Origin of the sequence: Bacillus sp. EU63, assembly GCF_038592915.1 — a bacterium.
Taxonomy (GTDB): Bacteria; Bacillota; Bacilli; order Bacillales; family Bacillaceae; genus Bacillus; species Bacillus velezensis.
This window is the reverse complement of the sequence record NZ_CP151944.1, coordinates 638,534-663,799: the sequence shown is the minus strand read 5'-3', so window position 1 is coordinate 663,799 and position 25,266 is coordinate 638,534. Positions and strand designations below refer to the sequence as shown.

Annotated in this window: 24 protein-coding genes and 2 riboswitches; of the genes, 2 read left to right on the top strand and 22 right to left on the bottom strand. The window is 49.1% G+C overall.

Features of this window, described 5'->3' with window-relative positions; genetic code table 11:
* Positions 1 to 2 precede the first annotated feature (2 nt).
* Together pcrA and NYE38_RS03420 are read right to left on the bottom strand one after the other, a co-directional pair.
* The gene (pcrA, locus tag NYE38_RS03425; protein ID WP_017419033.1) at positions 3 to 2,222 is read right to left on the bottom strand and encodes a DNA helicase PcrA; all 2,220 of its coding nucleotides are present in this window, start codon (positions 2,220 to 2,222) and stop codon (positions 3 to 5) included.
* A 57-nt stretch (positions 2,223 to 2,279) separates the two neighbouring features.
* Positions 2,280 to 2,969, bottom strand: coding sequence for a heptaprenylglyceryl phosphate synthase (locus tag NYE38_RS03420; protein WP_003155740.1), 690 nt, complete (start codon positions 2,967 to 2,969; stop codon positions 2,280 to 2,282).
* A gap of 195 nt (positions 2,970 to 3,164) precedes the next feature.
* Between NYE38_RS03420 and NYE38_RS03415 the strand changes: the two genes are divergently transcribed.
* A complete protein-coding gene (locus NYE38_RS03415; RefSeq protein ID WP_095273376.1) occupies positions 3,165 to 4,739 on the top strand; it encodes an FMN-binding glutamate synthase family protein in 1,575 nt (524 codons plus the stop codon).
* Between the two features lie 34 nt (positions 4,740 to 4,773).
* On the opposite strand, the gene NYE38_RS03410 is transcribed toward NYE38_RS03415, so the two are convergent.
* Genes NYE38_RS03410 through NYE38_RS03400 form a run of 3 tightly spaced genes read right to left on the bottom strand, consistent with a single transcriptional unit; the run spans position 4,774 to position 7,850 of the window.
* Positions 4,774 to 5,085 (bottom strand): YerC/YecD family TrpR-related protein, encoded by a 312-nt coding sequence (locus NYE38_RS03410; RefSeq protein ID WP_003155745.1) that lies wholly within the window; start codon positions 5,083 to 5,085, stop codon positions 4,774 to 4,776.
* A 2-nt stretch (positions 5,086 to 5,087) separates the two neighbouring features.
* Complete coding sequence (locus tag NYE38_RS03405; RefSeq protein ID WP_017419031.1) at positions 5,088 to 6,083, bottom strand: DUF3048 domain-containing protein; 996 nt, start codon at positions 6,081 to 6,083, stop codon at positions 5,088 to 5,090.
* Positions 6,084 to 6,107: 24 nt separating this feature from the next.
* Positions 6,108 to 7,850 (bottom strand): adenine deaminase, encoded by a 1,743-nt coding sequence (locus tag NYE38_RS03400; protein WP_263612283.1) that lies wholly within the window; start codon positions 7,848 to 7,850, stop codon positions 6,108 to 6,110.
* A 121-nt stretch (positions 7,851 to 7,971) separates the two neighbouring features.
* On the opposite strand from NYE38_RS03400, the gene NYE38_RS03395 reads away from it, so the two are divergent.
* Positions 7,972 to 8,202: a DUF2892 domain-containing protein gene (locus tag NYE38_RS03395; RefSeq protein WP_017419030.1), complete on the top strand. Its 231-nt coding sequence runs from the start codon at positions 7,972 to 7,974 to the stop codon at positions 8,200 to 8,202.
* Between the two features lie 156 nt (positions 8,203 to 8,358).
* Here the strand turns inward: NYE38_RS03395 and purD are convergent, their stop codons facing one another.
* The 17 genes from purD to NYE38_RS03310 all read right to left on the bottom strand — a co-directional run bounded on the left by purD (position 8,359) and on the right by NYE38_RS03310 (position 24,953).
* Positions 8,359 to 9,627, bottom strand: a complete 1,269-nt coding sequence (gene purD / locus NYE38_RS03390; protein WP_017419029.1) for a phosphoribosylamine--glycine ligase — start codon at positions 9,625 to 9,627, stop codon at positions 8,359 to 8,361.
* A gap of 15 nt (positions 9,628 to 9,642) precedes the next feature.
* Positions 9,643 to 11,181 (bottom strand): bifunctional phosphoribosylaminoimidazolecarboxamide formyltransferase/IMP cyclohydrolase, encoded by a 1,539-nt coding sequence (purH, locus tag NYE38_RS03385; RefSeq protein WP_017419028.1) that lies wholly within the window; start codon positions 11,179 to 11,181, stop codon positions 9,643 to 9,645.
* The gene (purN, locus tag NYE38_RS03380) at positions 11,178 to 11,765 is read right to left on the bottom strand and encodes a phosphoribosylglycinamide formyltransferase (protein ID WP_007408902.1); all 588 of its coding nucleotides are present in this window, start codon (positions 11,763 to 11,765) and stop codon (positions 11,178 to 11,180) included. The genes purH and purN overlap by 4 nt, the downstream gene beginning before the upstream one ends.
* Positions 11,762 to 12,802, bottom strand: coding sequence for a phosphoribosylformylglycinamidine cyclo-ligase (gene purM / locus NYE38_RS03375; protein ID WP_007609857.1), 1,041 nt, complete (start codon positions 12,800 to 12,802; stop codon positions 11,762 to 11,764). Before purM ends, purN begins: the two co-directional genes overlap by 4 nt.
* 91 nt (positions 12,803 to 12,893) lie before the next feature.
* Positions 12,894 to 14,324 (bottom strand): amidophosphoribosyltransferase, encoded by a 1,431-nt coding sequence (gene purF, locus NYE38_RS03370; protein ID WP_007609856.1) that lies wholly within the window; start codon positions 14,322 to 14,324, stop codon positions 12,894 to 12,896.
* Positions 14,300 to 16,528 (bottom strand): phosphoribosylformylglycinamidine synthase subunit PurL, encoded by a 2,229-nt coding sequence (gene purL / locus NYE38_RS03365; RefSeq protein ID WP_017419026.1) that lies wholly within the window; start codon positions 16,526 to 16,528, stop codon positions 14,300 to 14,302. The genes purF and purL overlap by 25 nt, the downstream gene beginning before the upstream one ends.
* Positions 16,512 to 17,195 carry a phosphoribosylformylglycinamidine synthase subunit PurQ gene (gene purQ, locus NYE38_RS03360; RefSeq protein ID WP_017419025.1) on the bottom strand — a complete coding sequence of 228 codons (684 nt, stop codon included), beginning with the start codon at positions 17,193 to 17,195 and terminating at the stop codon, positions 16,512 to 16,514. The genes purL and purQ overlap by 17 nt, the downstream gene beginning before the upstream one ends.
* Positions 17,192 to 17,446, bottom strand: a complete 255-nt coding sequence (gene purS / locus NYE38_RS03355) for a phosphoribosylformylglycinamidine synthase subunit PurS (protein WP_017419024.1) — start codon at positions 17,444 to 17,446, stop codon at positions 17,192 to 17,194. The genes purQ and purS overlap by 4 nt, the downstream gene beginning before the upstream one ends.
* Positions 17,446 to 18,165, bottom strand: a complete 720-nt coding sequence (gene purC, locus NYE38_RS03350; protein WP_017419023.1) for a phosphoribosylaminoimidazolesuccinocarboxamide synthase — start codon at positions 18,163 to 18,165, stop codon at positions 17,446 to 17,448. The genes purS and purC overlap by 1 nt, the downstream gene beginning before the upstream one ends.
* Positions 18,166 to 18,240: 75 nt before the next feature.
* Positions 18,241 to 19,533, bottom strand: coding sequence for an adenylosuccinate lyase (purB, locus tag NYE38_RS03345; protein WP_014417100.1), 1,293 nt, complete (start codon positions 19,531 to 19,533; stop codon positions 18,241 to 18,243).
* A complete protein-coding gene (purK, locus tag NYE38_RS03340; RefSeq protein ID WP_050586600.1) occupies positions 19,533 to 20,714 on the bottom strand; it encodes a 5-(carboxyamino)imidazole ribonucleotide synthase in 1,182 nt (393 codons plus the stop codon). The genes purB and purK overlap by 1 nt, the downstream gene beginning before the upstream one ends.
* Positions 20,668 to 21,156, bottom strand: a complete 489-nt coding sequence (gene purE, locus NYE38_RS03335) for a 5-(carboxyamino)imidazole ribonucleotide mutase (RefSeq protein ID WP_003155768.1) — start codon at positions 21,154 to 21,156, stop codon at positions 20,668 to 20,670. Before purE ends, purK begins: the two co-directional genes overlap by 47 nt.
* A 132-nt stretch (positions 21,157 to 21,288) precedes the next feature.
* Positions 21,289 to 21,390, bottom strand: a riboswitch (purine riboswitch).
* A gap of 78 nt (positions 21,391 to 21,468) precedes the next feature.
* The gene (locus tag NYE38_RS03330) at positions 21,469 to 21,666 is read right to left on the bottom strand and encodes an NETI motif-containing protein (RefSeq protein WP_007609843.1); all 198 of its coding nucleotides are present in this window, start codon (positions 21,664 to 21,666) and stop codon (positions 21,469 to 21,471) included.
* A complete protein-coding gene (locus tag NYE38_RS03325; RefSeq protein ID WP_014469850.1) occupies positions 21,663 to 22,217 on the bottom strand; it encodes a DUF5698 domain-containing protein in 555 nt (184 codons plus the stop codon). The genes NYE38_RS03330 and NYE38_RS03325 overlap by 4 nt, the downstream gene beginning before the upstream one ends.
* Before the next feature lie 121 nt (positions 22,218 to 22,338).
* Positions 22,339 to 22,512 (bottom strand): Fur-regulated basic protein FbpA, encoded by a 174-nt coding sequence (locus NYE38_RS03320; protein ID WP_003155777.1) that lies wholly within the window; start codon positions 22,510 to 22,512, stop codon positions 22,339 to 22,341.
* Positions 22,513 to 22,650: 138 nt separating this feature from the next.
* A complete protein-coding gene (locus tag NYE38_RS03315) occupies positions 22,651 to 23,433 on the bottom strand; it encodes a hypothetical protein (protein ID WP_276786953.1) in 783 nt (260 codons plus the stop codon).
* A 197-nt stretch (positions 23,434 to 23,630) separates the two neighbouring features.
* On the bottom strand, positions 23,631 to 24,953 hold the full coding sequence (locus tag NYE38_RS03310; protein ID WP_007408891.1) for an NCS2 family permease: 1,323 nt from the start codon (positions 24,951 to 24,953) through the stop codon (positions 23,631 to 23,633).
* A 131-nt stretch (positions 24,954 to 25,084) separates the two neighbouring features.
* A riboswitch (purine riboswitch) is annotated at positions 25,085 to 25,186 on the bottom strand.
* Between the last annotated feature and the right edge of the window lie 80 nt (positions 25,187 to 25,266).

The window sequence follows — 25,266 nt, the reverse complement described above, 5'->3', positions numbered from 1 at the left end:
GGTTACTGCTTTTCAATCGGCGCAAAAGCGGCAAGCAGACGCTTCACGCCGACTGGGCTCGGGAATGCGATATCAAGCTCGGTGCTTTCGCCTTCTCCTTTTACGCTGACAACCGTTCCGGTGCCCCATTTTTTATGGCCCGCTTTATCGCCGACCGCCCAGCTGAGCGAGTCGCCGCCTGTTTTGTTCGCATAGGAAACGGGACGGGATACGGGCCCGCGTTTTGGCTGCACTTTTCTTCCCGGCTGCATGCGAGGTGTTTTCTTCTCATTTAGGTTCTCCAATAAATCGCCAGGTATTTCCCTAATAAAGCGGGATTCCGGATTCATATTGGTGCGGCCGAATAAGGTGCGCATTTTGGCATTCGTTAAATACAGTTCTTCTTCCGCCCTCGTAATGCCTACATATGCGAGCCTGCGTTCTTCTTCCATCTCGGCTTCTTCCATCAGGGAGCGGCTGTGCGGGAACACGCCTTCTTCCATGCCCATTAAGAACACGACAGGAAATTCAAGCCCCTTAGCGGCGTGCAGTGTCATTAAAGTGACGGCATCCTTTCCGCCTGATTCCTCTTCCTTCTCGTCGAGCTGGTCAATATCCGCAATCAGCGCCAAATCAGTCAGAAACGCGACGAGAGACTTGTCTTCGCTTTTTTGTTCGAAGTTTTTCGTCACGGAAAGAAACTCGTCGATATTTTCAAGGCGGCTTTGGGCTTCGATTGATTTTTCGGCCTTCAGCATTTCTCTGTATTCCGTTTTCTCGAGAATTTCTTCCGTGAGTTCCGTAATGGACAGGTAATCCTGCATGTTCGTCAGATTTTCAATCATTACGCCAAAACCGTCAAGCGCGTTTGCCGCTTTCGCGCTGACGCCGATGAAATCAACCTGTTTGATCGCCTGGAACATTGACATTCCGTTCATCGCCGCATATGAAGCGATTTTTTCTAGCGAAGTTGCGCCGACGCCCCGCTTCGGCACATTGACGATCCGCGTAAAACTGATGTCGTCGTCCGGGTTTGACACAAGGCGCAGGTATGCGAGAATGTCTTTAATTTCTTTCCTGTCGTAGAACTTGGTTCCGCCGACGATATTGTAGTTCAGTCCGGATTTTAAAAGGGTTTCCTCAATGACGCGCGACTGGGCGTTTGTCCGGTATAAAATCGCGATATCGGAAAGCTTCCGCCGCCCCGAGCTGTGCAGCTCATAAATTTTGCCCGCGACGAATTGGCCTTCGCCGAATTCATTGTCGCCGCTGTAATAAGAAAGCTTGATGCCTTCGTCATTTTCCGTCCACAGGTTTTTCGGCTTGCGGTTTGAGTTGTTTTTGATCACTTCGTTAGCCGCTTGCAGAATCCGCTTTGTTGAGCGGTAGTTTTGCTCGAGCAGAATCACGTTTGCGCTCGGATAATCTTTTTCAAAGGAAAGGATATTCGCGATATCCGCCCCGCGCCATCTGTAAATGGACTGGTCGGAGTCACCGACGACGCAGATATTTTCAAGACGGGCCGCAAGCTGCTTCACAAGCAGGTATTGCGCCCTGTTCGTATCCTGATACTCGTCTACGTGAATGTATTGGAATTTACGCTGATAAAACTCAAGCACTTCCGGCACACGCTCGAAAAGCTTAATCGTCGTCATGATTAAATCATCAAAATCGAGCGATTGGTTTTTCAGCAGTTTTTTCTGATAATCGGTATACACGTCACTCGTGACCTGATCGTAGTAGCCGCCGGCCGTTTTTGCGAATTCCTCAGGTTCGATCAGCTCGTTTTTTGCGCTGCTGATGGAGCCTAAAATACTTCTCGGATCAAACTTTTTCGGATCGATATTCCGCTCTTTCAGAATCCCTTTAATAACGGAAAGCTGATCAGCCGTATCAAGAATGGAGAAATTTCGGTTGATGCCGATTCTGTCAATATCCCTGCGCAGAATCCGCACGCACATGCTGTGGAAGGTGGAAATCCAGATTTCATCCGCGCCGGGTCCGAGAATGCTCTCAACCCGCTCCTTCATTTCTCTGGCTGCTTTATTTGTAAATGTAATCGCCAGAATGTTCCATGGCGCCACGTGTTTTTCCGCCATTAAGTATGCGATTCTGTGCGTCAGCACACGTGTTTTTCCGCTTCCCGCGCCCGCCATCAGAAGCAGCGGACCGTCCGTCGTCTTGACCGCTTCCTGCTGAACGGGATTTAATCCGCTTAATAATTGATTGCTAATGTAATTCATATCCGTTCACCGCCTATCAAACATATGTTCTATCATAAATCAATTTCGTCCGCTTGGCTACTTTGTCTTTACAGCCGCCACCGTTTTAAGCGCCTGATCAAAATCTTCATATACGGCATTTCCGACAACGATGACATCGGCATGACGGCCGAACCGTTCCGCCGTTTCCGCGTCTTTAATGCCGCCTCCGTAAAACAGGACGGACTTGTCCAGCACAGCCTTCGTTTTCTCCACCGTTTCTATGTCCGCCAGCATCCCGCTGTATTCCAGATAAAAAATCGGGAGATGAAGCAAATGTTCCGCGACCCGCGCATAGGCGAGAATATCTTCTGTTTCTATATGTGTATCCGCCTCCGTCAAAGCGGCCGCCTTACAATCAGGGTTGACGATGCAGTAGCCCTCCGTAACGATTTCCTCCATTGACATGAGCTCTCCGTATTCTTTCATCGCCTGATGATGCATGCCGACAATCCAGTCCGCCTTTTTGCTGTTGAGCACACTCGGAATGAAATAAAGATCAAACCCGGGCACAATGGAATCAATCGTCGACACCTCAAGTACGCACGGCACTAAAAACCGCCGCACCTTTGACATCAGTCTCAGCACATTGTCCTCGGTGATATTGTCGCTTCCTCCGATCACAATGGCGTCAGTCCCTGATTCACAAAGCCGTTCCAGCTGTTCATCCGGTAAATCTTTATTCGGATCGAGTTTAAAAACATGCTTCCACTCGTTAACATCGTACATGCGTTTTCGTTCCTCCATTCGTTTCTTGCCATTTAAACATTATAACAAATTCGTTTGGCCCGGAAAAACGGAAAAAGACGTCATTCACCTGATTCACAAAAAAAGATTGCGCTCCGCCGGACGGGAAACGGCTATGTTTGAAAACAGACAATATGTGGAATGTCAAAGAGAAAAAAGACAAGGAGTCTGATCTCAATGGAACAAGCCATTATCGTACTGATTTGTATATTGATCTTTATTATTTTAGTTCCCGCCGCATTGTTTCTCTGGATATACATAAGAGACGAAAAGCAGGAAGAACATTCAGTGCTGCGCAATTATCCCGTAGCGGGAAAACTGCGCTATATATTTGAAAAAATCGGACCTGAGCTGCGGCAGTATTTATTCAGCAATGATAACGAAGAACAGCCGTTTTCCCGGAGAGAATATGAACAGACGGTCATGTCGGGAAAGTATAAAAGCAGAATGATGGGCTTCGGCTCAGAACGGGATTTCGATCAGCCGGGCTATTATATCCGTAACGCCCTCTTCCCGAAACAAAGGGAGGAGCTGCGCGCAGATCAGACGCCGAAGATCGACACGATGATATACAAAATTGACAAAGACAACCTGCTGAAACGCAGCGAACACCGCGAAAAAGCAAAGGCGGACCCTTATTACCTGCATCCGGACGATGTGCAAGTGATCGGCCGCGATACATGCAAGAAGCCGTTTTATGTGAAAGGGTTAATCGGACAATCAGCGATGAGCTACGGCTCACTTGGCGACCGGGCAATTACCGCCCTGTCAAAAGGGCTGCACCAGGCCGGCGGCACATGGATGAATACAGGCGAAGGCGGCCTGTCTGAGTATCACCTGAAAGGCGGCGCGGATATTATCTGCCAAATCGGTCCCGGGCTGTTCGGCGTGCGCACTGAAGATGGAGAATTTTCATGGGAAGAATTTAAGAAAAAAAGCCGCCTCGAGCAGATTAAAGCCTTTGAATTAAAGCTTGCGCAAGGGGCGAAAGCAAGAGGCGGGCATATTGACGGTTCAAAGGTGACCGAAGAAATTGCCGCCATCAGAAATGTGCAGCCCGGACAATCCATTGACAGCCCAAACCGCTTCAACGAGTTCTCAAATGTTCCGGACATGCTTGATTTCATTGAGAAATTAAGGACTGTCGGCGAAAAACCGGTCGGCATCAAAATTGTCCCGGGAAGCCGCAAAGACCTTGAAGACCTTATTTCCTGTATGAGCTCATCAGGCAAACTTCCCGACTTTATTACGATTGACGGCAGTGAAGGGGGAACGGGAGCTTCTTTCCATGAGCTGGCGGATTCCGTCGGCCTGCCGATTCTGACCGGCCTTCCCCTTGTTGACGGCCTTTTGAAGACATACGGGATAAGAGATAAGCTGAAAATTTTCGCATCCGGAAAGCTGCTCACTCCGGATAAGATTGCCGTTGCCCTCGCGTTAGGCGCGGATTTTGTCAATATTGCCCGGGGAATGATGTTTTCAGTCGGCTGTATCCGCGCTCAAGTATGCCACACCAATCATTGTCCTGTCGGAGTGGCGACAACCGATCCAAAACTTCAGCGCGCGCTCAGTATCGAGGATAAACAGCACCGCGTCTGCAACTACGTGCTCTCGTTGCGTGAAGGGCTGTTTCACCTTGCCGCGGCGGCGGGCATCAGCTCGCCGGTTCATTTCTCAGCTGAACACATCGTATACCGGGAGGAAGACGGAAGCCTGAGGGAACTTCCCGGCCTTTTGAATCAGCACGCATAAAAAAACCGCCTGCCGTCATCGGCAGAGCGGTTTTTTACGTAGCTGAGGAGGATTCTCCTTTGTTTACGCGGTCAAGCGCCATTTCATAGGCGTCGTTTCCGTAATTTAAGCAGCGCTTCACCCGGGAAATCGTCGCTGTGGAAGCACCCGTTTCGCTTTCAATTTTGTGATACGTATTTCCTTCGCGGAGCATTCTTGCCACTTCCAAACGCTGCGCCAGCGATTGGATTTCATTAATCGTACAAAGATCGTCAAAGAAACGATAGCATTCCTCCAGATCTTTCAGCGATAAAATAGATAAAAATAACTGGTCCAGTTCTTTTCCGCGTAATTTATCGATTTGCATCGTCAAACACCTTCTCCTTTACTAATGGAAGCTGCATCGAGATCAGGCACGATATTAATCCATGTCTTTCCTGGCACAAACGGAAGAATCTCACCGCCTTTTACGGGCAGAATACGGCCGTCTTTATATTCCCAGTCTGACTCCATAACATCGCCGTGCTGAAGCAGGAGGCCCTTCCCCCCTGACTGAATATCGATGGCCCGCCTTCCATCTTTGTCTGTCATGCGATGGCCGGCTTCAACAATAAAAATGTTGTGCATGGCTAAAGGCTTTCCGGTCTCCCGGTCTGTCGCTTTCACACCATCAGAGCTTCTTGTATAAGCATCAGCTTTTTTATCATAATCGTATTCGACAAGATTTGTAATGTTTTGTGTTCCATAATCTATCCGAATATTGTAGGTTTCGTTTCCGGGTTTTGCATCTGATGTCTGAAATGGGAGCGGTTCTGTTTTTCCGTTCAGCTTGTATCCTTTTTGTTCCGCCGCCTTCCTGATATTGTCATACGACGTGTAGGAATTGTGGGGCGGCTTGCTGAAATCGGCTCTCCAAAACAGGCTTCCGTCAAAATCCAAACCGTTTATATAATCGTAAGCTCCGGACTCCAGCTGCTTTTTTGCGCCGGGACTCCAGCCATGATGGACAAATATGCTGTTAAACCCGCTGCTGAGCGTGACAAAATATTCCCTCGCGCTCCGCACAGGCCCGACCGTTTCCGGCATCTCACTTTGAAAAATCGCAAGAAACCGCGTAATCCGGCCCTCCGCAAGCGCCTCGATGACAACATCCGCCTTTGACAGCCCGGATTGGGGCCTCGCCTTCGGATGATTGTTCACTGCGACTGCAATCGGACGGCGTTCTGCAAGCTTCTGCTCAGTTTTCAGCCCCGTTAAAGGAGCTTCCGCTTCTTTCGGCTGCACCTGATCGGCATTGTTCTGCCGGCAGGCGGCAAGCAGCAAAAACGCAAAACAAAGCATACAAACGGTTTTCCATCTTTTCATATGTCGGCTCCCTGCTTTTATATTTTAACGCATTATCGATGGAAAGAGTACAGTTTTTTTCATCACGTCGAATATTCCTCTCGGCGTAATGCGGATATAAGGCAGGTGTGTGCTCTGCAAAAAGAGCAGCGTATAGATCAGATCGCAGAATCGGTAGCCCCGCTCCTCCAGCAGCGTCCTCAGTTTTTGCTCTTTTTCAAGCACTTCTTCATAATTCTCCGCAGATGCAGAACCGTTTAAGGCGAGGGGAATCTCATGCAGAATCTTCCCGTTTTCGGCAAGCACGATTCCGCCGCCGATTTCTTTCATCCGAGAGAAAGCGAGCAGGATATCTTCCTTATTTTTTCCGACAGCGATAATATCTCCGGTTGTCGTGTAGGAACTGACAAAACCCTGCACCCGATCGGCAAAACCTTTCAGCATTGTATTGACCCGCCATTTTCCATGCTTATCGAGAAGCGTGAGATAGCATTCATCATGATCAAAAGAAAGCTGGTCAACAGAATTATCAATCGCAATCATATACGGCTCCATAATGACCGCGTTGCGCATGGTCACACCCATCGGCATTGAAAACTGTAAATCATCCATCGTCATATCATATGAAAGCTCAAGAGGGACAAGACCGCCCTTTTTCCAATCCGTTTCTGTAAACGCATTCATATTTCGGCCGTCTTCCCTCAGCAGGATGCCTTTGGAGATCACCGTGACCGGGTCAGGATTCATCGGGTCATCGAGAATGTTCAATGAAGCAAGCCGGCCCGGACCGATCACACCGAGAAAGTCGTCCATCTGATAATACTTCGCGATATTAAAGGACGCCATATTGTAGGCATCGATCGCCGGAACCCCTTCCTCCAAAGCGATTTTGATCAATTCATTCGTCATGCCGCCTTTATAAAAATGCGGCGTCGCTCCATCCGTCGTGTAGAAGAAATGATCATAATGCCGGAAGCCTTTTTGATGAAGATCCTGCAAAATCGTTCTCAAATCAGGGCGGATGGATGAATGTCTGAGCGAAACATAGTAGCCCAATTCAAGCCGTCTCATTACCTCGCCGCCATTCATCGCCTCGTGGTCGGAATCAGCTCCGAACAGTTTCATCTTCGTCAGTGTTTTTTCAGAGGCTCCGGGAAAATGCCCTTCTATCCGCTTGCGCAGTTTCTTTGTCGCCTGCATGCAATGAAGCATCAGGTCATCGCCGTCCATGAGGCGCGGCCATCCGGTCAATTCTCCGCCTTGAATGACATCCGGGTGCTCAATCCATTGCTTTCGGACATCAAAAGAAAGAAGCTGATCCTCATTCAGCACTTCAGTCTGCAGATCATATCTGGACCACCAGAAATATTGCACCGGCTGTTTTTTCAGTTCTTCCAATATAGTAAGCGCTTTCTTTTTACCGCTGTGCAAAAGAAAAAACAAGTTATCATTAACAAACGTCGTTGTTCCGAATTGAGACACATATTCGGCGAGCGTTTGGGGATTATATATTTGAAAAGGATGTGTATGCGGTTCAATGTAACCTGGCACAATGTATTTTCCTTCACAATTTATGGTATGAATGTGCTCAGCTGCATCAGGAAGCTCATCACCAACATATACAATTCGGTCTCCGTAAATCCAGACGTTCTTTTTCAGCCATTGTTTTAAAAAAGGATTTAATACGAGAGCATCCCGTAAAAGTAGCGTTGGAAGCAGCTTTGAGTCTACAACATCCGCCTGTGATCTGATGTCTTTATTTTTCCAGTTAAAGGTACGTTCGGACATTCACATACTCTCCTTCGCTTATATTAGACCCATCGTATCACATCCGCACAATTATCGCACGGCTAAAACGTTACAAATTATTGAAGATGAATGAAAAACTTTTTCTAAGGGAGCTGAAATGATGAAACCGAATATCAGTTTATTAAATGCCGTTATGCGCATCACTTGCGGCCTCACCATTTTGTCTGCTGCTTCAGCGAAATACACGAGAAAACCTTGGTGCAAGATGCATCTCTTCTGTATGATGATGGGCGCAATGAAAGCGGCGTCCGGCATCCTCCGCTTCTGCCCGGTGACATATATGTTCCAAACCGGAATGAATCAGGATGACAGCCATCAGCAAGAAAAATAACAAGCCGTTTCGGCTTGTTATTTAATTTCTCCTGTCCCGCGAGTCTGAGAAGAATCCGTCTATACGCCTTCATCGATGACTGGCAAGCCGACAACCTAGGCCGTCCTCAGCTTACGTAAAAAACCCCGCAGCTTACATAACGCGGGGTTTTCCTCTTTATCGCTGCGATGCTTTCAGCGCTCGGGCGCCGATGTCGCTTCTGTAAAACAGTCCGGGTTTTGTCAGCCCTGAAACGGCGCTGTACACTTTATCTCTCGCCGCTTCAAATGTCTCAGCAAATGCGGTGACATTGGCGACCCGGCCGCCGTTTGTAACAAATTGGCCGCCGTCTTTTTTCGTTCCGGCATGAAAAACAGCGATCCCGTCTTCAGCGGACGTCAAACTGCCGATCGGCGTCCCTTTTGCATAGCCTTCCGGATAGCCTTCAGAAGCCAGCACAACGCTGACGGCGGCCGTATCTTTCCACCTTAGGTCAACATCCTTCTCATGCAGCAGATCCAAAAGCACCTGGATGAGGTCAGATTCCATTCTGGGCACGACAACCTGTGTTTCCGGATCTCCGAAGCGCGCGTTGAATTCAATGACTTTTGATCCGTTTTCCGTCAAAATCAGCCCCGCGTACAGCACGCCCGTGAAGGAGCGTCCCTCTTTCACCATTGCTTTTGCCGCCGGCTTCACAATCGTTTCGACTGCGCTTCTGACGATATCATCGGAAATGTGCGGCACCGGTGAGTAGGCGCCCATTCCGCCCGTATTCGGCCCTTTGTCTCCATCGAAGGCGCGTTTATGATCTTGAGCGATTACCATCGGATAGACGGTCTCCCCTTTTACAAACGCCATTAAAGAAAATTCTTCGCCGGCGAGGAACTCTTCAATGACAACAGATGCGCTCGCCTCGCCGAATTTCTCATCCTCAAGAAAATCGTGCAGGCATTCAATCGCTTCTTCTTCCGTCATCGCGACCGTGACACCTTTTCCGGCGGCAAGCCCGTCCGCTTTAATGACAATCGGCGCGCCTTTTTGCTGCACATATGCTTTCGCCTCTTCAAATGAAGTAAACGTCTCATATTCCGCCGTCGGAATGCCGTATTTTTTCATTAAATCCTTGGCAAACTGTTTGCTTCCTTCAATGATTGCCGCTTTTTCAGACGGTCCGAAAACAAGCAGTCCGGCTTTTTCAAACTCGTCCGCTATTCCTTCAATCAGAGGAACTTCAGGGCCGATAATCGTCAGCCCGACATGATGTTCTTTCGCAAACGCAATGAGTGCGGCATGATCGCTTTCTTCAATGTTGGCCAGCGTCGCGCAGTCTGCCATACCGTCATTTCCGGGCGCGGCGTACACCGTGTCAACAAGCGGGCTTTGCGCCGCTTTCCAAGCCAATGTATGCTCTCTGCCGCCTTTTCCGATAATCAATACATTCACGCTTCGTTCCCCCTCTTAATGTTTGAAATGTCTGATGCCGGTGAATACCATGGCGATCCCGTATTCATCCGCTTTTTTAATCGAATCTTCATCGCGGACCGATCCGCCTGGCTGGATAATCGCCGTGACACCGGCTTTTGCGGCTTCTTCGACTGTATCCGGCATCGGGAAAAACGCGTCTGATCCGAGCGCGCTGCCTTTTGCTTTTTCTCCGGCCTGCTCAATGGCGATTTTAGCTGAACCGACGCGATTCATCTGTCCTGCGCCCACACCGACCGTCATATGGTCTTTTGCAAGAACGATCGCGTTGGATTTTACGTGTTTGACGACTTTCCAGGCGAGCTTCAGATCTTCCCATTCCTGCTCGTTCGGCTCTCTTTTTGTCGGGATGCTGATGTCGGCGTCATCAAATCCATGGACGTCTAAATCTTGAATCAAAAGGCCGCCCTGTACGGATGTCAGCTGTTTTTCTTTCTTCCCTGATGCGGTCACGTCAAGCGTGAGCAGACGAAGGTTTTTCTTCGCCGTCAGCACGTTCAGCGCTTCTTCACTGAAAGAAGGGGCGATAATGATTTCTAAAAAGATGCCGTGAAGGGCTTCAGCCGTTGCCTGATCAACTTCACGGTTCAGCGCGATGATGCCGCCGAAAATAGAGGTTTTATCAGCTTCATACGCTTTATTGAATGCTTCCTCAATTGAAGCTCCCGTACCGACTCCGCACGGGTTCATATGTTTAACGGCGACAGCCGCGGGTTCTGTAAACTCCCGGACGATTTGAACGGCCGCATCCGCGTCCTTAATATTGTTGTAAGAAAGCTCTTTGCCGTGAAGCTGTTTTGCCGCCGCGATGGAACCGGAGACAGGAAGTGCGCTTTGGTAGAAAACCGCCTCTTGGTGAGGGTTTTCACCGTAGCGGAGCGATTGTTTTTTCTCAAATGTAACGGTGAATTGTTCAGGGTCTTTCTCACCGGCCTCGCGTGTTAAGTAATCAGCGATTAATGCGTCGTATGCCGCGGTATGGCGGAATACTTTGGCCGCAAGCTCGCGTTTTCTTTTAAGTGAAACGCCGCCGTGTTCTTTCATCTCATTGAGCACGGAGCTGTAATCGGCCGGATCTGTGATGACCGTCACATCCTGATGGTTTTTCGATGCGGCGCGCAGCATGCCGGGGCCGCCGATATCAATGTTTTCTATCGCTTCATCGTATGTTACATCTTCTTTTGAAATCGTTTCTTTAAACGGATAAAGGTTGACAACCACAAGGTCAATCGGTGCAATGCCGTGCTCATTGATCTGCGCCATATGCTCTTCATTGTCTCTTACGGCAAGCAGGCCGCCGTGAATATTAGGATGGAGGGTTTTTAACCGTCCGTCCATAATTTCAGGAAATCCGGTCACTTCTGAAATGCCGATGACATCCACACCGTTTTCCTGGAGAAGTTTTTTTGTTCCTCCGGTCGAAATGACTTCGACGCCGAGCTCTGTCAGTTCCTTTACGAAAGGTACGAGATTTGTTTTATCAGAAACACTGATTAGTGCGCGTTTGATTGTCATGCCTTTTCACCTCTGTTATTTAGTCCCAGCAGCTGTTTCACAACGCTCGGATACCATTTGTGCTCAAGCTCGTGTATTGTATGCTCTATGTCTTCAAGCGTATCGTTTTCCTGTATTTCGAATGCTTTTTGCGCGATAATCGGTCCGGTGTCCATGCCTTCGTCGACGTAATGAACGGTAATGCCCGCCACTTTCACACCGGCCCGATACGCCTGTCCGACAGCGTCAATCCCGGGGAATGCCGGAAGAAGCGAGGGATGTATATTAATAATGCGGCCCCCGTATGCTTCAAGCAGCGTATCTCCAATCAGTCTCATATAGCCGGCGAGAACGATTAATTCCGCCCCGTGCAGGCGCAGCTGTTCAATAACGGCCCGTTCAAAGGCCGCTTTGTTTTCAAAAGATGACGGTTCAAAGGCAAATGACGGAATGTGTAAAGCCTCCGCCCTTTCCACCGCCTTTGCCTGAGGCTTATCCGTCACGAGAAGCGAGAGCTCCGCATCCCACTTCTCTTCTCTCATGCGTTTGGCAATGGCCTCGAAGTTCGATCCGTTTCCTGAAGCAAATACCGCAAACTTTTTCATGAAAGAGCCGCACCGCCGAAAGAAATGCCTTCGCCCCGCTTGACCCGGCCGATCAGATAAGCCTTCTCGCCCTGAGCTTCAAGCGTGTCGATGACGTCTGTCAGGTTTTCTTCTTTAACGGCAAGGACAAAACCTATGCCCATATTAAAAACATTGAACATTTCTTCTTCTTTCAGCTTGCCGTGCTCCTGCAGAAACGGAAAAATCGGCGGGATCGGCCATGATCCGTGATCAATTTCCGCACTCAATCCGTCCGGCAGCATCCGCGGGATGTTCTCGATGAATCCTCCGCCTGTCACATGCGCCATGCCGTCCACCTTACCGCTTTTCACCGCCTTGAGCACCGGCTTCACATATATTCTCGTCGGTTCCAGCAATTCTTCTCCGAGAGGACGCGCAAACGGTTCATAGACAGTATCCAAATCAAGTCCGCCGTCATCAAGAAGCACTTTTCTCACAAGGGAAAATCCGTTGCTGTGAAGGCCGCTTGAAGTAAGTCCGATTAAGAGATGCCCCTCTTCGATATGTTCACCGGTGACGATTTCGTCTTTTTCCGCGACGCCGACTGAAAAGCCCGCAATATCGTATTCATCAGCCGTATACAGCCCCGGCATTTCCGCCGTCTCACCGCCGATAAGCGCTGATCCTGACTGCTCGCATCCGTCCGCCACGCCCTGAACGATCTGCTCAATTTTTACCGGATCAGCCTTGCCGACCGCCAAATAATCAAGGAAAAACAGCGGCTCCGCTCCTTGGGCAAGCACATCATTTACACACATCGCGACCGCATCGACGCCGATCGTGTCATGTTTATCCATTGAAAATGCGAGTTTCAGCTTGGTGCCGACACCGTCTGTTCCGGAAATTAAAACAGGCTTTTGATACGGAAGCTCTGACAGATCAAACATTCCGCCAAAACCGCCCAGGCTTCCCATAACGCCGAGCCTTTTCGTGCGCTCCACGTGTTTTTTCATTCGTTTGACGGCTTCGTATCCGGCTTCGATGTCAACTCCGGCATTTTTATAAGCATCAGACATCCCTATCACTCCTTGTCAATTCGTTTCTCCTTAAAAGGCAGAAAGAGAAAGGCAGCCTGAATTCCCGCTGCCTTTATGTCATTTTCACATTTTATTTTGTCAGCACCGCTTCTTTTACGTGAGGAAGCACTGTATCCTGATAAATTTCCGTCGGATATTTGCCCGTAAAACAAGCGAGGCATTGTCCGCAGTTGGTGTCTTCAAATTTTCGGCCGACTCCTTTTAACAATCCGTCTACACTTAAGAAAGAAAGCGTGTCGGCACCGATGATCTGGCGGATTTCTTCCACGGAATGAGAAGAAGCGATCAGCTCCTCATGGGTTGATGTGTCGATGCCGTAGAAGCACGGATGAGCGATCGGCGGTGAACTGATCTTGACGTGCACCTCTGTCGCTCCCGCTTCTCTGAGCATTGTGACAATCCGGCGGCTTGTCGTCCCGCGCACGATGGAATCATCAACCATGACGACCCGTTTTCCTTCAACAACCCCGCGCACCGCAGACAGCTTCATTCTCACGCCTTGCTCACGCAGAGCCTGGGACGGCTGAATAAATGTTCTGCCGACATAACGGTTTTTAATGAGACCGAGTTCGTACGGAATGCCCGTTGCCTCGGCATAGCCGATGGCTGCAGAAATACTGGAATCAGGCACGCCTGTGACGACATCCGCTTCAACCGCGGACTCCTGGGCAAGCATTTTTCCGAGGTTTTTTCGGGCGCTGTGCACGTTAATGCCGTCGATATTGCTGTCAGGTCTTGAGAAATAAATGTACTCCATGCTGCAGATGGAACGGTTGATATTCATGGAGAAACGCTCTGATTTCATGCCTTCATCATTGATGATCAGCATTTCGCCCGGCTCTACCTCGCGAAGGTATGTCGCGCCGACCACATCGAATGCGCACGTTTCTGATGCCACGACGTAAGCATCGCCCATCATGCCGATTGACAGCGGTCTGAGTCCGTTCGGGTCAAGCGCTACGATCATTTCTGTTTCAGTCATGATTAAAAAGGCATAAGCGCCTTTCAGCATAGACAGCGAATTTTTGATCTGATCCTTCAGCGAAAAGTGTCCGCTGCGTTTAATCAGATGAGCCAGCACTTCCGTATCGGAGGAAGTCTGAAAGATGCTCCCTTGGTTTTCAAGCTGCTGCTTCAACTGTGTGGCGTTGACCAAGTTGCCGTTATGAGCAAGCGCGAGGCTGCCGTTGTTTTGCGAACGGAACAGGAGCGGCTGGACATTTTCATATCCGCCTCCGCCTGCCGTCGCATAACGGACGTGCCCGATCGCGCCCTTTCCCTTCACTTTGCTCAGTTCGCCGTTTTGAAAAACCTCGGTAATAAGCCCCTGTCCTTTATGCGCCGTCAGTTTTTCACCGTCAGTTGCGACAATTCCCGCGCCTTCCTGTCCTCTGTGCTGGAGGCTGTGCAGGCCGTAATATGTGATCTGCGGGGCTTCTTCATGTCCCCAGATGCCAAACACACCGCATTCTTCATTCAGGCCTTTGATTTCAGCAAGCATGGAATAGCTCCTTTCCACGCGCGCTCAAGTTCTTTCGTTTGCGCGTGAACCAATTGTTGTCCGTCCTGGTTTTGAATCGCCAGAAGTCCGTCAGCCGTTACCTCACCGATATGAACCGCATCAGCCGCAGCCGCTTCAAACGCCGCTTGGTGTTCTTTTTTCACCGAAACGACGAAGCGTGATTGAGATTCAGAGAATAATAATGCCGCTTCCCCTTCTACAGTCACGTTGGCGCCAAGGTTTTCCGTCGTCATGACGCTTTCTGCAACCGCTACGCCTAAGCCGCCTTCAGACACATCATGCGCTGATTGAACGAAGCCTTTTTTAATCGCGTCAAGCAATGCTTTTTGGCGTGACAGCTCTATATCAAGATCGATTTGCGGCGCTTTGCCGTAAATGCGGCCTTCTGTCATTTTTTGCAGTTCGCTTCCGGCAAACTCAGGTTTTGTTTCGCCGATCACGTATACAAGATCCCCCGCTTGTTTGAAATGCTGTGTCGTAATATGAGCTGTATCTTCAATTAAGCCGACCATGCCGATAACAGGCGTCGGGTAGATCGCCGTTCCGTTCGATTCATTATAAAGTGATACGTTACCGCCGATGACGGGAGTGCTGAGAACATTGCACGCCTCGCTGATGCCGTCGGCCGCTTTTTCGATCTGCCAGAAAATTTCAGGTTTTTCCGGGTTCCCGAAATTCAGATTATCCGTGACCGCAAGCGGTTCGGCGCCGGAGCATACGATGTTGCGCGCCGCTTCGGCAACGGCGATTTTCCCGCCTTCTTCTGGATCAAGATATAAATAACGCGCGTTGCAATCCGTCGTCATCGCCAGCGCTTTTTTCGTGCCGCGGATTCTGAGCACTCCCGCGTCAGAGCCGGGAGCGACCACCGTATTTGTGCGCACCATGTAGTCATATTGATCATACACCCACTCTTTGCTGGCGATTGTCGGCTGCTGCAGCAGGTCAAAAAGCGTCTCTGTCGCATCTTTCACTTCAGGCGCGGCAACTTCTGTTTCCTGAAACTCGCGGTAGTACGCGGGTTCCGCTGACGGTTTGTGGTATACAGGCGCCTCTTCTGCCAGTGCGTCGACCGGAAGTTCGCAAACAACCTCTCCGTTATGGCGGAGGCGGAGCATTTTATCATCCGTAACATGACCTACGGAAACCGCTTCAAGATCATATTTATCAAAAATATCGACAATTTCCTGTTCACGTCCGCGTTCAATGACGAGAAGCATGCGTTCCTGAGACTCGGAAAGCATCATTTCGTAAGCGGTCATACCCGTTTCCCGCTGCGGAATGAGATCAAGGTTCATTTCAATGCCGGAGCCGGCTTTGCTTGCCATTTCAGCACTCGAACTTGTCAGACCGGCCGCCCCCATATCCTGAATGCCGACTAAGGCGTCGCATTGGATGACTTCAAGGCATGCTTCCAGGAGAAGTTTTTCCATGAAAGGATCGCCGACCTGCACGGCAGAACGTTTTTCTTCAGATGAATCTGACATTTCTTCTGATGCGAAAGTAGCGCCGTGTATGCCGTCGCGGCCCGTTTTAGCGCCGACGTACATGACCGTGTTGCCGACACCTTTCGCCTGGCCTTTTTTAATATCTTTATGATCAATCAAGCCGACGCACATTGCATTGACAAGCGGATTGCCTTCATAGCTTGCGTCAAACTGCACTTCTCCGCCGACCGTCGGGATGCCGATACAGTTTCCGTATCCCGCGATTCCCGCCACTACTTCTTCAAACAAGTACTTCACACGAGGTGAAGTGAGTTCACCAAATCGAAGAGAGTTTAATACAGCTATCGGACGGGCGCCCATTGAGAAAACGTCACGGATGATACCGCCCACTCCGGTCGCAGCACCCTGGTATGGCTCAAGCGCTGACGGATGGTTATGCGATTCAATTTTGAACACGACCGCCTGATTGTCACCGATGTCAACGATTCCCGCGCCTTCTCCGGGACCCTGCAGCACTCGTTCGCCGCTAGTCGGGAATTTGCGTAAAACCGGTTTTGAGTTTTTATAGCTGCAGTGCTCTGACCACATCACGGAAAAAATCCCGATTTCCGTGTAGTTCGGCAATCTTCCGATAATAGATTCAATGAGTGCGAACTCGTCATCACTGACACCCATTTGCTGATAGAGTTTCTCTTCTTTTATTTGTTCTTTACTTGGTTCAAGCAGTAGCGACATGAGTTTCCCTCCAATTTTTCACGATAGACCGGAACAATGTAAGACCGTCTGCGCTGCCGAGCAGTTCATCGACTGCGCGCTCAGGGTGAGGCATCATGCCTAATACGTTGCCTTTCTCATTCACGACGCCGGCAATGCCGCTGACGCTTCCGTTAATATCGCCGCCGTATGTGAAGGCGATTTGATTGTTTTCTTTTAATCTTTCAAGCGTTTCGTCATCACAGTAGAAATTGCCTTCGCCGTGGGCAACCGGAATCGTAATCGATTGTCCTTTTTCATAGGAAGATGTGAATAACGTGCCGCTGTTCTGCACGATTAATTCAACCGGGCGGCAGATGAACTTTAAATCTTTATTGCGTCTCATCGCGCCGGGCAGAAGTCCGAGCTCCTGCAGAATCTGGAATCCGTTGCAGACGCCGAGAACCGGTTTTCCTTCGGCAGCCGCTTTTTTCACAGCCGGCATGATGTTTGCGAATCTGGCGATGGCGCCGCATCTCAAGTAGTCGCCGTATGAAAACCCGCCGGGGATGAGCACGCCGTCAAATCCGTCAAGGTTTGTTTCCTCGTGCCAGACATACTCGACTTCTTCGCCGAGTTCGTCCTTTACGGCGTGGAACATATCAATATCACAGTTGGAGCCGGGTAGCACAATCACCGCAAATTTCACTGTGCGACAACCTCCTCAACTTCATATCGGTAGTCTTCAATGACTGTATTGGCAAGGAGCTTTTCACACATTTCTTTCACGAGCGCGTCAAGATCGCGGTCAGATTTTTCAATCGTCAGCTCCATGTATTTTCCGATGCGCACATCCTGCACTTCATTGTAGCTCATGCTGTGCAATGCATGCTGCACCGCGCTTCCTTGAGGATCGAGCACACTTTCTTTTAAGCTGACATAAACTTTCACTTTATACATTATGAAATGCCTCCCAGTCTTTTGAAAATCTCTTCATATGCGTCGGTTAAGCTTCCCAGGTTCCGTCTGAACAAATCTTTATCGAGCTTTTCGTTTGTGTCTTTGTCCCACAGACGGCACGTGTCAGGAGAAATTTCATCCGCTAAAAGCACCCGTCCCTCTCCGTCTAAGCCGAATTCCAGCTTAAAATCTATTAATCTGACGCCGCAGCCTTCAAAAATATGCTGCAGCTCTTGATTCACCTGGTTTGTAATCGATTTGATCGTTTTGACCTGCTCAGGAGCAGCCGCTTTCAAGAGCCAGATATGATCTTCTGTGATGAGCGGATCGCCCAGCGCGTCATCCTTGTAGTAAAATTCGATAATCGGCTGCGGAAGCTCTGTTCCTTCCGGGATGCCGAGACGTTTCGACATGCTTCCGGCGGCAATGTTTCTGACCACGACTTCAAGCGGAATGATGCTCACTTTTTTGATAAGCTGCTCTGATTTTGAAACACGCTCCACAAAGTGGTTGTCAATTCCTTTGGCGTGCAGATGTTTGAAAATCAGGCTTGAAATTTCATTGTTCAGACGGCCCTTTCCGCTGATCTCCGCTTTTTTCTCACCGTTAAAGGCTGTTGCGGAATCCTTGTAGACCACGCGGAGAATCTGTTCGTCTTCAGTTTGATAAATCCGTTTCGCTTTTCCTTCATAAAGAAGATTATTGTTCACAATATTCACGGAAGGCCTCCTAACCCGAATGTTGGGAATATTCAATCTATGGCGACTGAAGAAGCCGCCTCCGGCTGGCTTCTTCTATAAACCTAAACGATCAAAGATCAAGTCGACGTTTTTCAGATGATAATTGTAGTCAAAGCAATCGGCAATCTGTTCCGGTGTGAGACGGGACGTGATTTTTTCCTCCGCTTCGACAAGCTGGCGGAACGGCACTTGTTTTTCCCACGCTTCCATCGCTTTCGGCTGAACCGTGTCATATGCTTCTTCACGAGGCAGACCCGTGTCGATTAAAGCGAGCAGCACGCGCTGAGAGTAGATTAAACCGAGTGTGCGGTCCATGTTGCGTTTCATATTTTCCGGGAATACCGTTAAGTTTTTGACGATATTGCTGAATCGGTTCAGCATGTAATTCAGCGCGATTGTCGCGTCAGGAAGAATGATGCGTTCAGCTGATGAATGAGAAATATCACGCTCATGCCATAACGGAACATTTTCGTATGCCGTCAGCATGTACCCGCGGATCACGCGCGCCATGCCCGTCATATTTTCCGACCCGATCGGATTCCGTTTATGAGGCATAGCCGATGAACCTTTTTGTCCTTTCGCAAAAAACTCTTCCACTTCACGTGTTTCACTCTTTTGCAGACCGCGGATTTCCACTGCGAATTTTTCAATGCTCGTCGCGATCAAAGCCAGTGCCGCCATGTAATCCGCATGACGGTCGCGCTGTAATGTCTGAGTGGAAATCGGCGCCGCTTTCAGGCCGAGTTTTTCACAGACATACTGCTCTACGAACGGATCAATATTTGCATATGTGCCGACCGCGCCGGAAAGCTTCCCGACTTCGATCCCTTCTTTTGCCTGCTTGAAACGTTCAAGGTTGCGTTTCATTTCTTCATGCCAAAGCGCGAGTTTCAGGCCGAATGTCGTCGGTTCCGCGTGTACGCCGTGCGTGCGGCCCATCATGACCGTGTATTTATGTTCTTTCGCTTTTTCTTTAATAATGTCAACAAATCTCTCAATGTCCTTGAGCAAGATCTCATTCGCCTGTTTTAATAGATAGGAAAGAGCGGTATCCACGACATCTGTTGACGTCAGGCCGTAGTGAACCCATTTTCTTTCTTCGCCTAATGATTCTGAAACCGCGCGGGTGAATGCAACGACGTCATGGCGCGTATCCTGCTCGATTTCCAAAATGCGGTTGATGTCGAAAGACGCGTTTTCGCGCATGACCTTGACGTCTTCTTTCGGAATGACGCCAAGCTCAGCCCAGGCTTCACAGGCTAAAATCTCGACTTCCAGCCATGCCTGGTATCTGTTTTCGTCCGTCCAGATCGCGGACATTTCAGGTCTTGAATAACGTTCGATCATTATGCTCGTCCTCCGTCTCTATTCATCCATATGTTCGTGATGTCCTGAATCCATGTTTCATCAGGCTTCCGCAAAAATGTCATATGCCCCATTTTGCGGCCTTTTTTAATCTCGTGTTTTCCGTACAGGTACAGTTTGGCTTCCTTTAAAAGCTCCGTATGCTCCTCCGCAAGCTTCACTTCATCACCGAGCAGATTCACCATCATTCCCGGTTTGAGAAGATCGGTTCTGCCGAGAGGAAGTCCGCAGACCGCTCTGATGTGCTGTTCGAATTGGCTCGTTTCACAAAGGTCGAGCGTATAATGCCCGGAGTTGTGAGGACGCGGCGCCAGTTCATTAATCAAAAGGTCTCCGTCTTCCGTGACGAACATTTCCACCGCAAGCGGCCCGACAAGTTCCAATTTCTCCGCGAGCTGAACGGCAAGCGCCTCTGCCCGCTTCTGAACCGTTTCCTCCGCTCTCGCGGGCACGATGCTTTGGAACAGAATATTATTTTTGTGGATATTTTCAGCAGCCGGAAAGGTTGAAATCTCACCGTGCACCGATCTCGTCACGATAACGGAAAGCTCCATCCGGAACGATACCCAGCTTTCAAGTATGCACGTGCCGTTTTCTAACAGCGCGGCCGCTTCATCTGTCTGTCCTTCTTCCTTAATGACAAATTGGCCTTTGCCGTCATATCCGCCGCGGCATGTTTTCAGCACCGCCGGGAGCCCCAGTGCCTGAACGGCTTCCTCAAGCTCCCGTCCGCTGTTTACGATCCGATAAGGAGCGACTTGACAGCCTGCTGACTGGATCGCCTTTTTTTCCGTTTCCCTGTTTTGGGTGATGAGCAGCAGCTCGCTTCCCTGGGGAAGATATGCATGTTCTTTGAGCCAGTTGAGCGCCTCGTAATCGATATTTTCAAATTCGTACGTAATGATGTCACTGACTCCGGCCAATTTTTGAATCGCTTCACGGTCATTGTACTGGGCGGTAATCTCAATATCGGCGATCTGTCCGCATGGCGAGTCTTTCACGGGATCGACGACAGCGACTTTATAGCCCATCTGTTTTGCGGCGACAGCCATCATTTTTCCGAGCTGTCCGCCTCCGATAATGCCGATGACGGCGCCGGGATAAATCGTTTTTTTATCAGACAAGCTGATCACTGCTTTCCAGCACCGTTTGTTTTGTCGCATTTCTTCTCGCCTCTAGTTTATCCGCAATATCACCGTCAAATGCCGACAAAATTTGCGCGGCTAACAGACCCGCGTTCACTGCGCCCGCTTTTCCGATCGCCGTCGTCGCGACCGGCACGCCGCCGGGCATCTGTACGATAGACAGAAGAGAATCAAGCCCGTTAAGCGATTTTGTCTGAACCGGTACGCCGATCACCGGCAGCGTCGTTTTGGCCGCCGTCATTCCCGGCAGATGCGCCGCTCCTCCGGCTCCGGCAATAATGACTTTTAAGCCCCTGTCTCTGGCGCTTTCTGCATATTCAAACATCAAATCAGGCGTCCGGTGCGCGGATACCACCTGTTTTTCATAAGGAATGTGAAGTTCGTCAAGTATGTCGCATGCATGTTTCATTGTCTCCCAATCGGAGGTGCTTCCCATGATGATTCCTGCTAGCGGCTGCATTCTGTTCCCACCTTCTCATGCTTTGTTTTTCAGAAAAAAAAGCCCGGCTTATATTGCAACTATGAGGAAGCAATACAAACCGGGCATGGCGCGCGTATCGTCAGTCGTTCGCTTCTGCGATATCCATGTCAGCTGTTTATCACTTTCCTGCATAGTCCGGCCGTTTACGGCAGCCGGGTAGAAACTTATGGGCCATATTCCCAAGATTATATGAGGTCGTGTTTTGATTTCATGTTTATCTTAACAACGGACTTGGATAATGTCAACGACATTATCGAACGATATAAAAATTCTTTCTTTTAATGTTCGTGTTTAGATCAATTTCCCTTCAAATACGATTTTTTTCCCGCAAGGAACGACTTGAATTGATCCATTTTCTTTCTTTTCTGTAAAGATCGGCTCTTCCATCCGCCGGACGGGCATATAACCCTCTTCCTTCATTAAAGTGAGAATGGTGTCAATCGTTTCATCTTCCGTTACTTCAAACCGTTTCTTTTTTGGCTTTGTCATTCCTTAATTCTCCTCTTCTTCACTGCTTTCACCCAGAATCCGCCGTGGATCGTTTTCGGCTCAAAGGCGATAATAAACGCTTTTTCATCAAGCGTTTTAATCGTATCATAAAGCTGAAGCTCATATTTGCGCGGCGTCAGAATCTGCATGGCGGTCCGGTCTCCTTCAAGTCCGCCCGCAACCCAGCTTGTAACCCCGTATCCTTTTTCCCGGAGCTGTTTCGGCAGGTCCAGATCGAGCTCCTTCGTAATGACGTTGACTGTAATATAGCCGAGCGCCAGTTTCTCTTCAATTTTCATTCCCACTATGACGCCGAGGCCGTAGCCGAGCGCATAGGCAATGACGTTTTGAATTTGATTCAGATTGCCGAGCACGAGACTCAGGCCGGTCACATACACAAGGATTTCAATCGTACTGATGCCTGCGGCGAAATAGCGCTGTCCCTTTAATGTCAGAATCATCCTGATCGTAAAGAAAGAGACATATATAATGTTAATGATGAGAATAATGAGAACCATACCTATACTGTTGGATAAAATCGTCTGCATCACTGATTCCCCTCCTCTGATACTTTGAAAAGCATCAATCCTTCAATTAAGGATAGTTTACCCTCTTTTCATCATTTTCAAAAGAAAAAAAGCCCGCCCCGCAAGGCAGACTGTTAAGCTCTTATCAGTGAAGCTCGGCTTTTTTCAATCGTTTGACGGCTTCATATTCCTTCTCAAGTTCACTCAGCGTGTACCCGGACAGTTCCTGAACATGGTCTTGATAAAACCCTGAGCGGATCAGCTTTGTCCTCAGGTGCTGCTTTTTCCGATTAATGGCTTCTCGCAACAACGGGGCCATCTTCATCATCCCTTTCCGAATCATAAAGAGCAGTGCCGCTTTCGAATTGCTGTTGCTCTCATCATATCTCGGCCGGGTCCTCAAAACAATACGCTTTATTAGAAAAATTTGTAAACATTGTGAAAGACAAATTTCGACTTATAAAGGGATCAGCGAAGCAGTAAAGTACTCGGAAATGAGCGGCCATGTCACAGCCGTAAAAACGAGCATGATGATGACCGCCGCGGAAATACAGTACATCACGTCAGCCGCAGGCTTTTCAGCCGATTTGTATAGAATCTGCACAAACTGCACCATCGCCGAGGCGGCCAGAAACAAGGTCAGCGCCGTAAACACCACGGTGACGACCGGCAGATTCAATATCGCGAAAATCATCCACACGATAGAGCAGGCGACAGCCGGAACCAAAAGCGATCCGACCCCCGCGGCCGCATCCCGCATCGTAATTTTCTGTTTCATCACATAACGTGATACAAGCCAGACCGCGCCGGCCGCAGCGGCAAAAAAGACGAGCGTATACACGAGAACGACGGTAAAGCCGTCAAAAAACGTATGATGCCGCTCCCCGTATCCGAGAGGCCTTTGCTGGCTTGCCCTCAGCTGAAACCAATTTCCGATTGAGAAAAAGATACTGAATACAAGCATTGAAATAAGAGCATATTTAAAGCGGGAAAAGCCGTCTTCCCCAACGACCTTCACCGGTGATGTCAAAATGCGCAGCGCGAAACGGCAATAACGTTTGACCGCGGCCCATGCAGAAGCGAGTTTTTCCGTAAAAGCCGGAGCCGGGCGCCGTTCCTTTTCTTTTTTCTTTTGCTTTTGATAACGTCCCGCATTTCTGGACATTCTCGACAGCGGTTCTTCATCAGTCCCCTGATGCTGTTTTTCTTCTTCCAACGTTTCTTTTCTTTCTTCCGTCATGTCAGCAACTCCTATCAAAAAAATACGGCGGAATTTGTTAAACAAGAAAATAAAACACTTATATAAGGTACCGAAGCGTCCTTAAACAGTCAAGCGGTTTTCTTCACCCGGACACCCACATGACGTTTTATAGTATGTATTGGTTTTACGGAATAGGACAAAAACAAAAAACCGGCTTTCCTCAGCCGGTTTTTCCGTTATTTCAAGAAGATGAAATACAGGATAAAGATGACGAACAGCCCGTACATAATCGGGTGAACGCTTTTTCCTTTTCCTTTGCAGATCATTGTAATCGGGTAGAATATAAAACCGATCGCAATCCCCGTCGCAATGCTGTACGTCAGCGGCATCATAATCATCGTTAAGAATGCCGGCACAGCCACCTCGAATTTATCCCAGGCGATCTTACCGAGCGGCGCCACCATCAGCGCGCCGACAATAATTAAAGCCGGAGCCGTCACATTCGTGGTGACAACTGACAGAAGCGGCGAGAAAAACATCGCCAGCAAAAAGAGAATGCCCGTCACAACAGCCGCGAAGCCGGAGCGCGCCCCCGCCGCAACGCCTGAGCTGGATTCAACATAAGAAGTCGTTGTAGACGTACCGAGTACGGCTCCGATAACGATTGATGTTGAATCTGCCAGAAGCGCTCTTCCCGCACGCGGAAGTTTGTTTTCCTTCATCAGCCCGGCCTGTGTCGCTACAGCCACCAGCGTTCCGGCCGTATCGAAAAACCCGACGAACAAGAAAGTTAAAATGACAATCAGCATTTGTACGGAGAAGATATCCGGAAGATGCATCCACGCCTGTCCGAAAGTCGGCGCAAGACTCGGCACGCTGCCGACAATGTGCGTCGGAACCGGAATCAGCCCGCAGACCATGCCGGCAACCGCCGTCAGAAGCATTCCGATAAATACGCCGCCGTTTACGCGAAGCACCATCAGAATGACAGTCACAATAACACCGAAAACCGTCAGAAGCACAGGGCCGCTGTGAATATTGCCGATAGACACCAGAGTCGATGAGTTCGCTTCAATAATGCCCGAACCCTGCAAACCGACAAATGTGATAAACAAACCGATACCCGCGCCGACCGCCAATTTCAGCTCAGGCGGAATCGCATTAATGATTTTTTCCCGCAGTCCCGTCAGCGAAAGCGCCACGAAGATAATTCCGGAAATCAAGACGCCGGAAAGCGCAGCCTGCCATGAAATCCCCATGCCGAGGACGACAGAGAAAGCAAAAAACGCATTTAATCCCATACCCGGCGCAATCGCGATCGGATACTTTGCAATGAGCCCCATTAAAATACAGCCGGCCGCAGACGCCAAGGCTGTAGCGGTGAACACCGCGCCCTGATCAATTTTTAATGCTTCCGGAAATCCCTTCACACCGTTTAAAGACAATGTCAGCGGATTGACGAACAGAATGTACGCCATTGACAAAAAGGTCGTTAAACCGCCGATGATTTCATTACGATAGCTTGTCCCCAGCTCATCAAACTGAAAAAATTGCTTCAAGCCAATTGCCTCCTTCATTCTCTCCCATTTATTCTGCCCGTTATCCGCCAAATAAAAAACGCCCCAAATACATTTGGGACGCTTGACTACATACGTTCAGTCTGAATAAATAAGAATGGATTATTTATATCAAACGATTGAGATTGATCCGTAGTCAAGCCATTTACGGTAGCTTGGTAGAAACTTGCGGGCCATATCCCCGCCATTATACGATATCTGCATATTTGATTTCTGAGTCTATTGTATCAATTCAATTTTGAAAACTCAATAAAAAAAACGAACAATCCCGGTAAAAAAATTTGGTTTATTCGTT

Bases quoted from the DNA above. Each gene is read 5' to 3' on its own strand.
- NYE38_RS03400 (WP_263612283.1), bottom strand. From the start codon at position 7,850: ATGTCCGAACGTACCTTTAACTGGAAAAATAAAGACATCAGATCACAG.
- NYE38_RS03410 (WP_003155745.1), bottom strand. From the start codon at position 5,085: ATGCAAATCGATAAATTACGCGGAAAAGAACTGGACCAGTTATTTTTA.
- purB (WP_014417100.1), bottom strand. From the start codon at position 19,533: ATGATCGAACGTTATTCAAGACCTGAAATGTCCGCGATCTGGACGGAC.
- purE (WP_003155768.1), bottom strand. From the start codon at position 21,156: ATGCAGCCGCTAGCAGGAATCATCATGGGAAGCACCTCCGATTGGGAG.
- purH (WP_017419028.1), bottom strand. From the start codon at position 11,181: ATGACAATCAAACGCGCACTAATCAGTGTTTCTGATAAAACAAATCTC.
- NYE38_RS03395 (WP_017419030.1), top strand. From the start codon at position 7,972: ATGAAACCGAATATCAGTTTATTAAATGCCGTTATGCGCATCACTTGC.
- purL (WP_017419026.1), bottom strand. From the start codon at position 16,528: ATGTCGCTACTGCTTGAACCAAGTAAAGAACAAATAAAAGAAGAGAAA.
- purM (WP_007609857.1), bottom strand. From the start codon at position 12,802: ATGTCTGATGCTTATAAAAATGCCGGAGTTGACATCGAAGCCGGATAC.
- NYE38_RS03415 (WP_095273376.1), top strand. From the start codon at position 3,165: ATGGAACAAGCCATTATCGTACTGATTTGTATATTGATCTTTATTATT.
- purS (WP_017419024.1), bottom strand. From the start codon at position 17,446: ATGTATAAAGTGAAAGTTTATGTCAGCTTAAAAGAAAGTGTGCTCGAT.
- NYE38_RS03315 (WP_276786953.1), bottom strand. From the start codon at position 23,433: ATGACGGAAGAAAGAAAAGAAACGTTGGAAGAAGAAAAACAGCATCAG.
- purK (WP_050586600.1), bottom strand. From the start codon at position 20,714: ATGCGACAAAACAAACGGTGCTGGAAAGCAGTGATCAGCTTGTCTGAT.
- NYE38_RS03420 (WP_003155740.1), bottom strand. From the start codon at position 2,969: ATGTACGATGTTAACGAGTGGAAGCATGTTTTTAAACTCGATCCGAAT.
- purN (WP_007408902.1), bottom strand. From the start codon at position 11,765: ATGAAAAAGTTTGCGGTATTTGCTTCAGGAAACGGATCGAACTTCGAG.
- purF (WP_007609856.1), bottom strand. From the start codon at position 14,324: ATGCTTGCTGAAATCAAAGGCCTGAATGAAGAATGCGGTGTGTTTGGC.
- pcrA (WP_017419033.1), bottom strand. From the start codon at position 2,222: ATGAATTACATTAGCAATCAATTATTAAGCGGATTAAATCCCGTTCAG.
- NYE38_RS03405 (WP_017419031.1), bottom strand. From the start codon at position 6,083: ATGAAAAGATGGAAAACCGTTTGTATGCTTTGTTTTGCGTTTTTGCTG.
- NYE38_RS03330 (WP_007609843.1), bottom strand. From the start codon at position 21,666: ATGACAAAGCCAAAAAAGAAACGGTTTGAAGTAACGGAAGATGAAACG.
- NYE38_RS03320 (WP_003155777.1), bottom strand. From the start codon at position 22,512: ATGGCCCCGTTGTTGCGAGAAGCCATTAATCGGAAAAAGCAGCACCTG.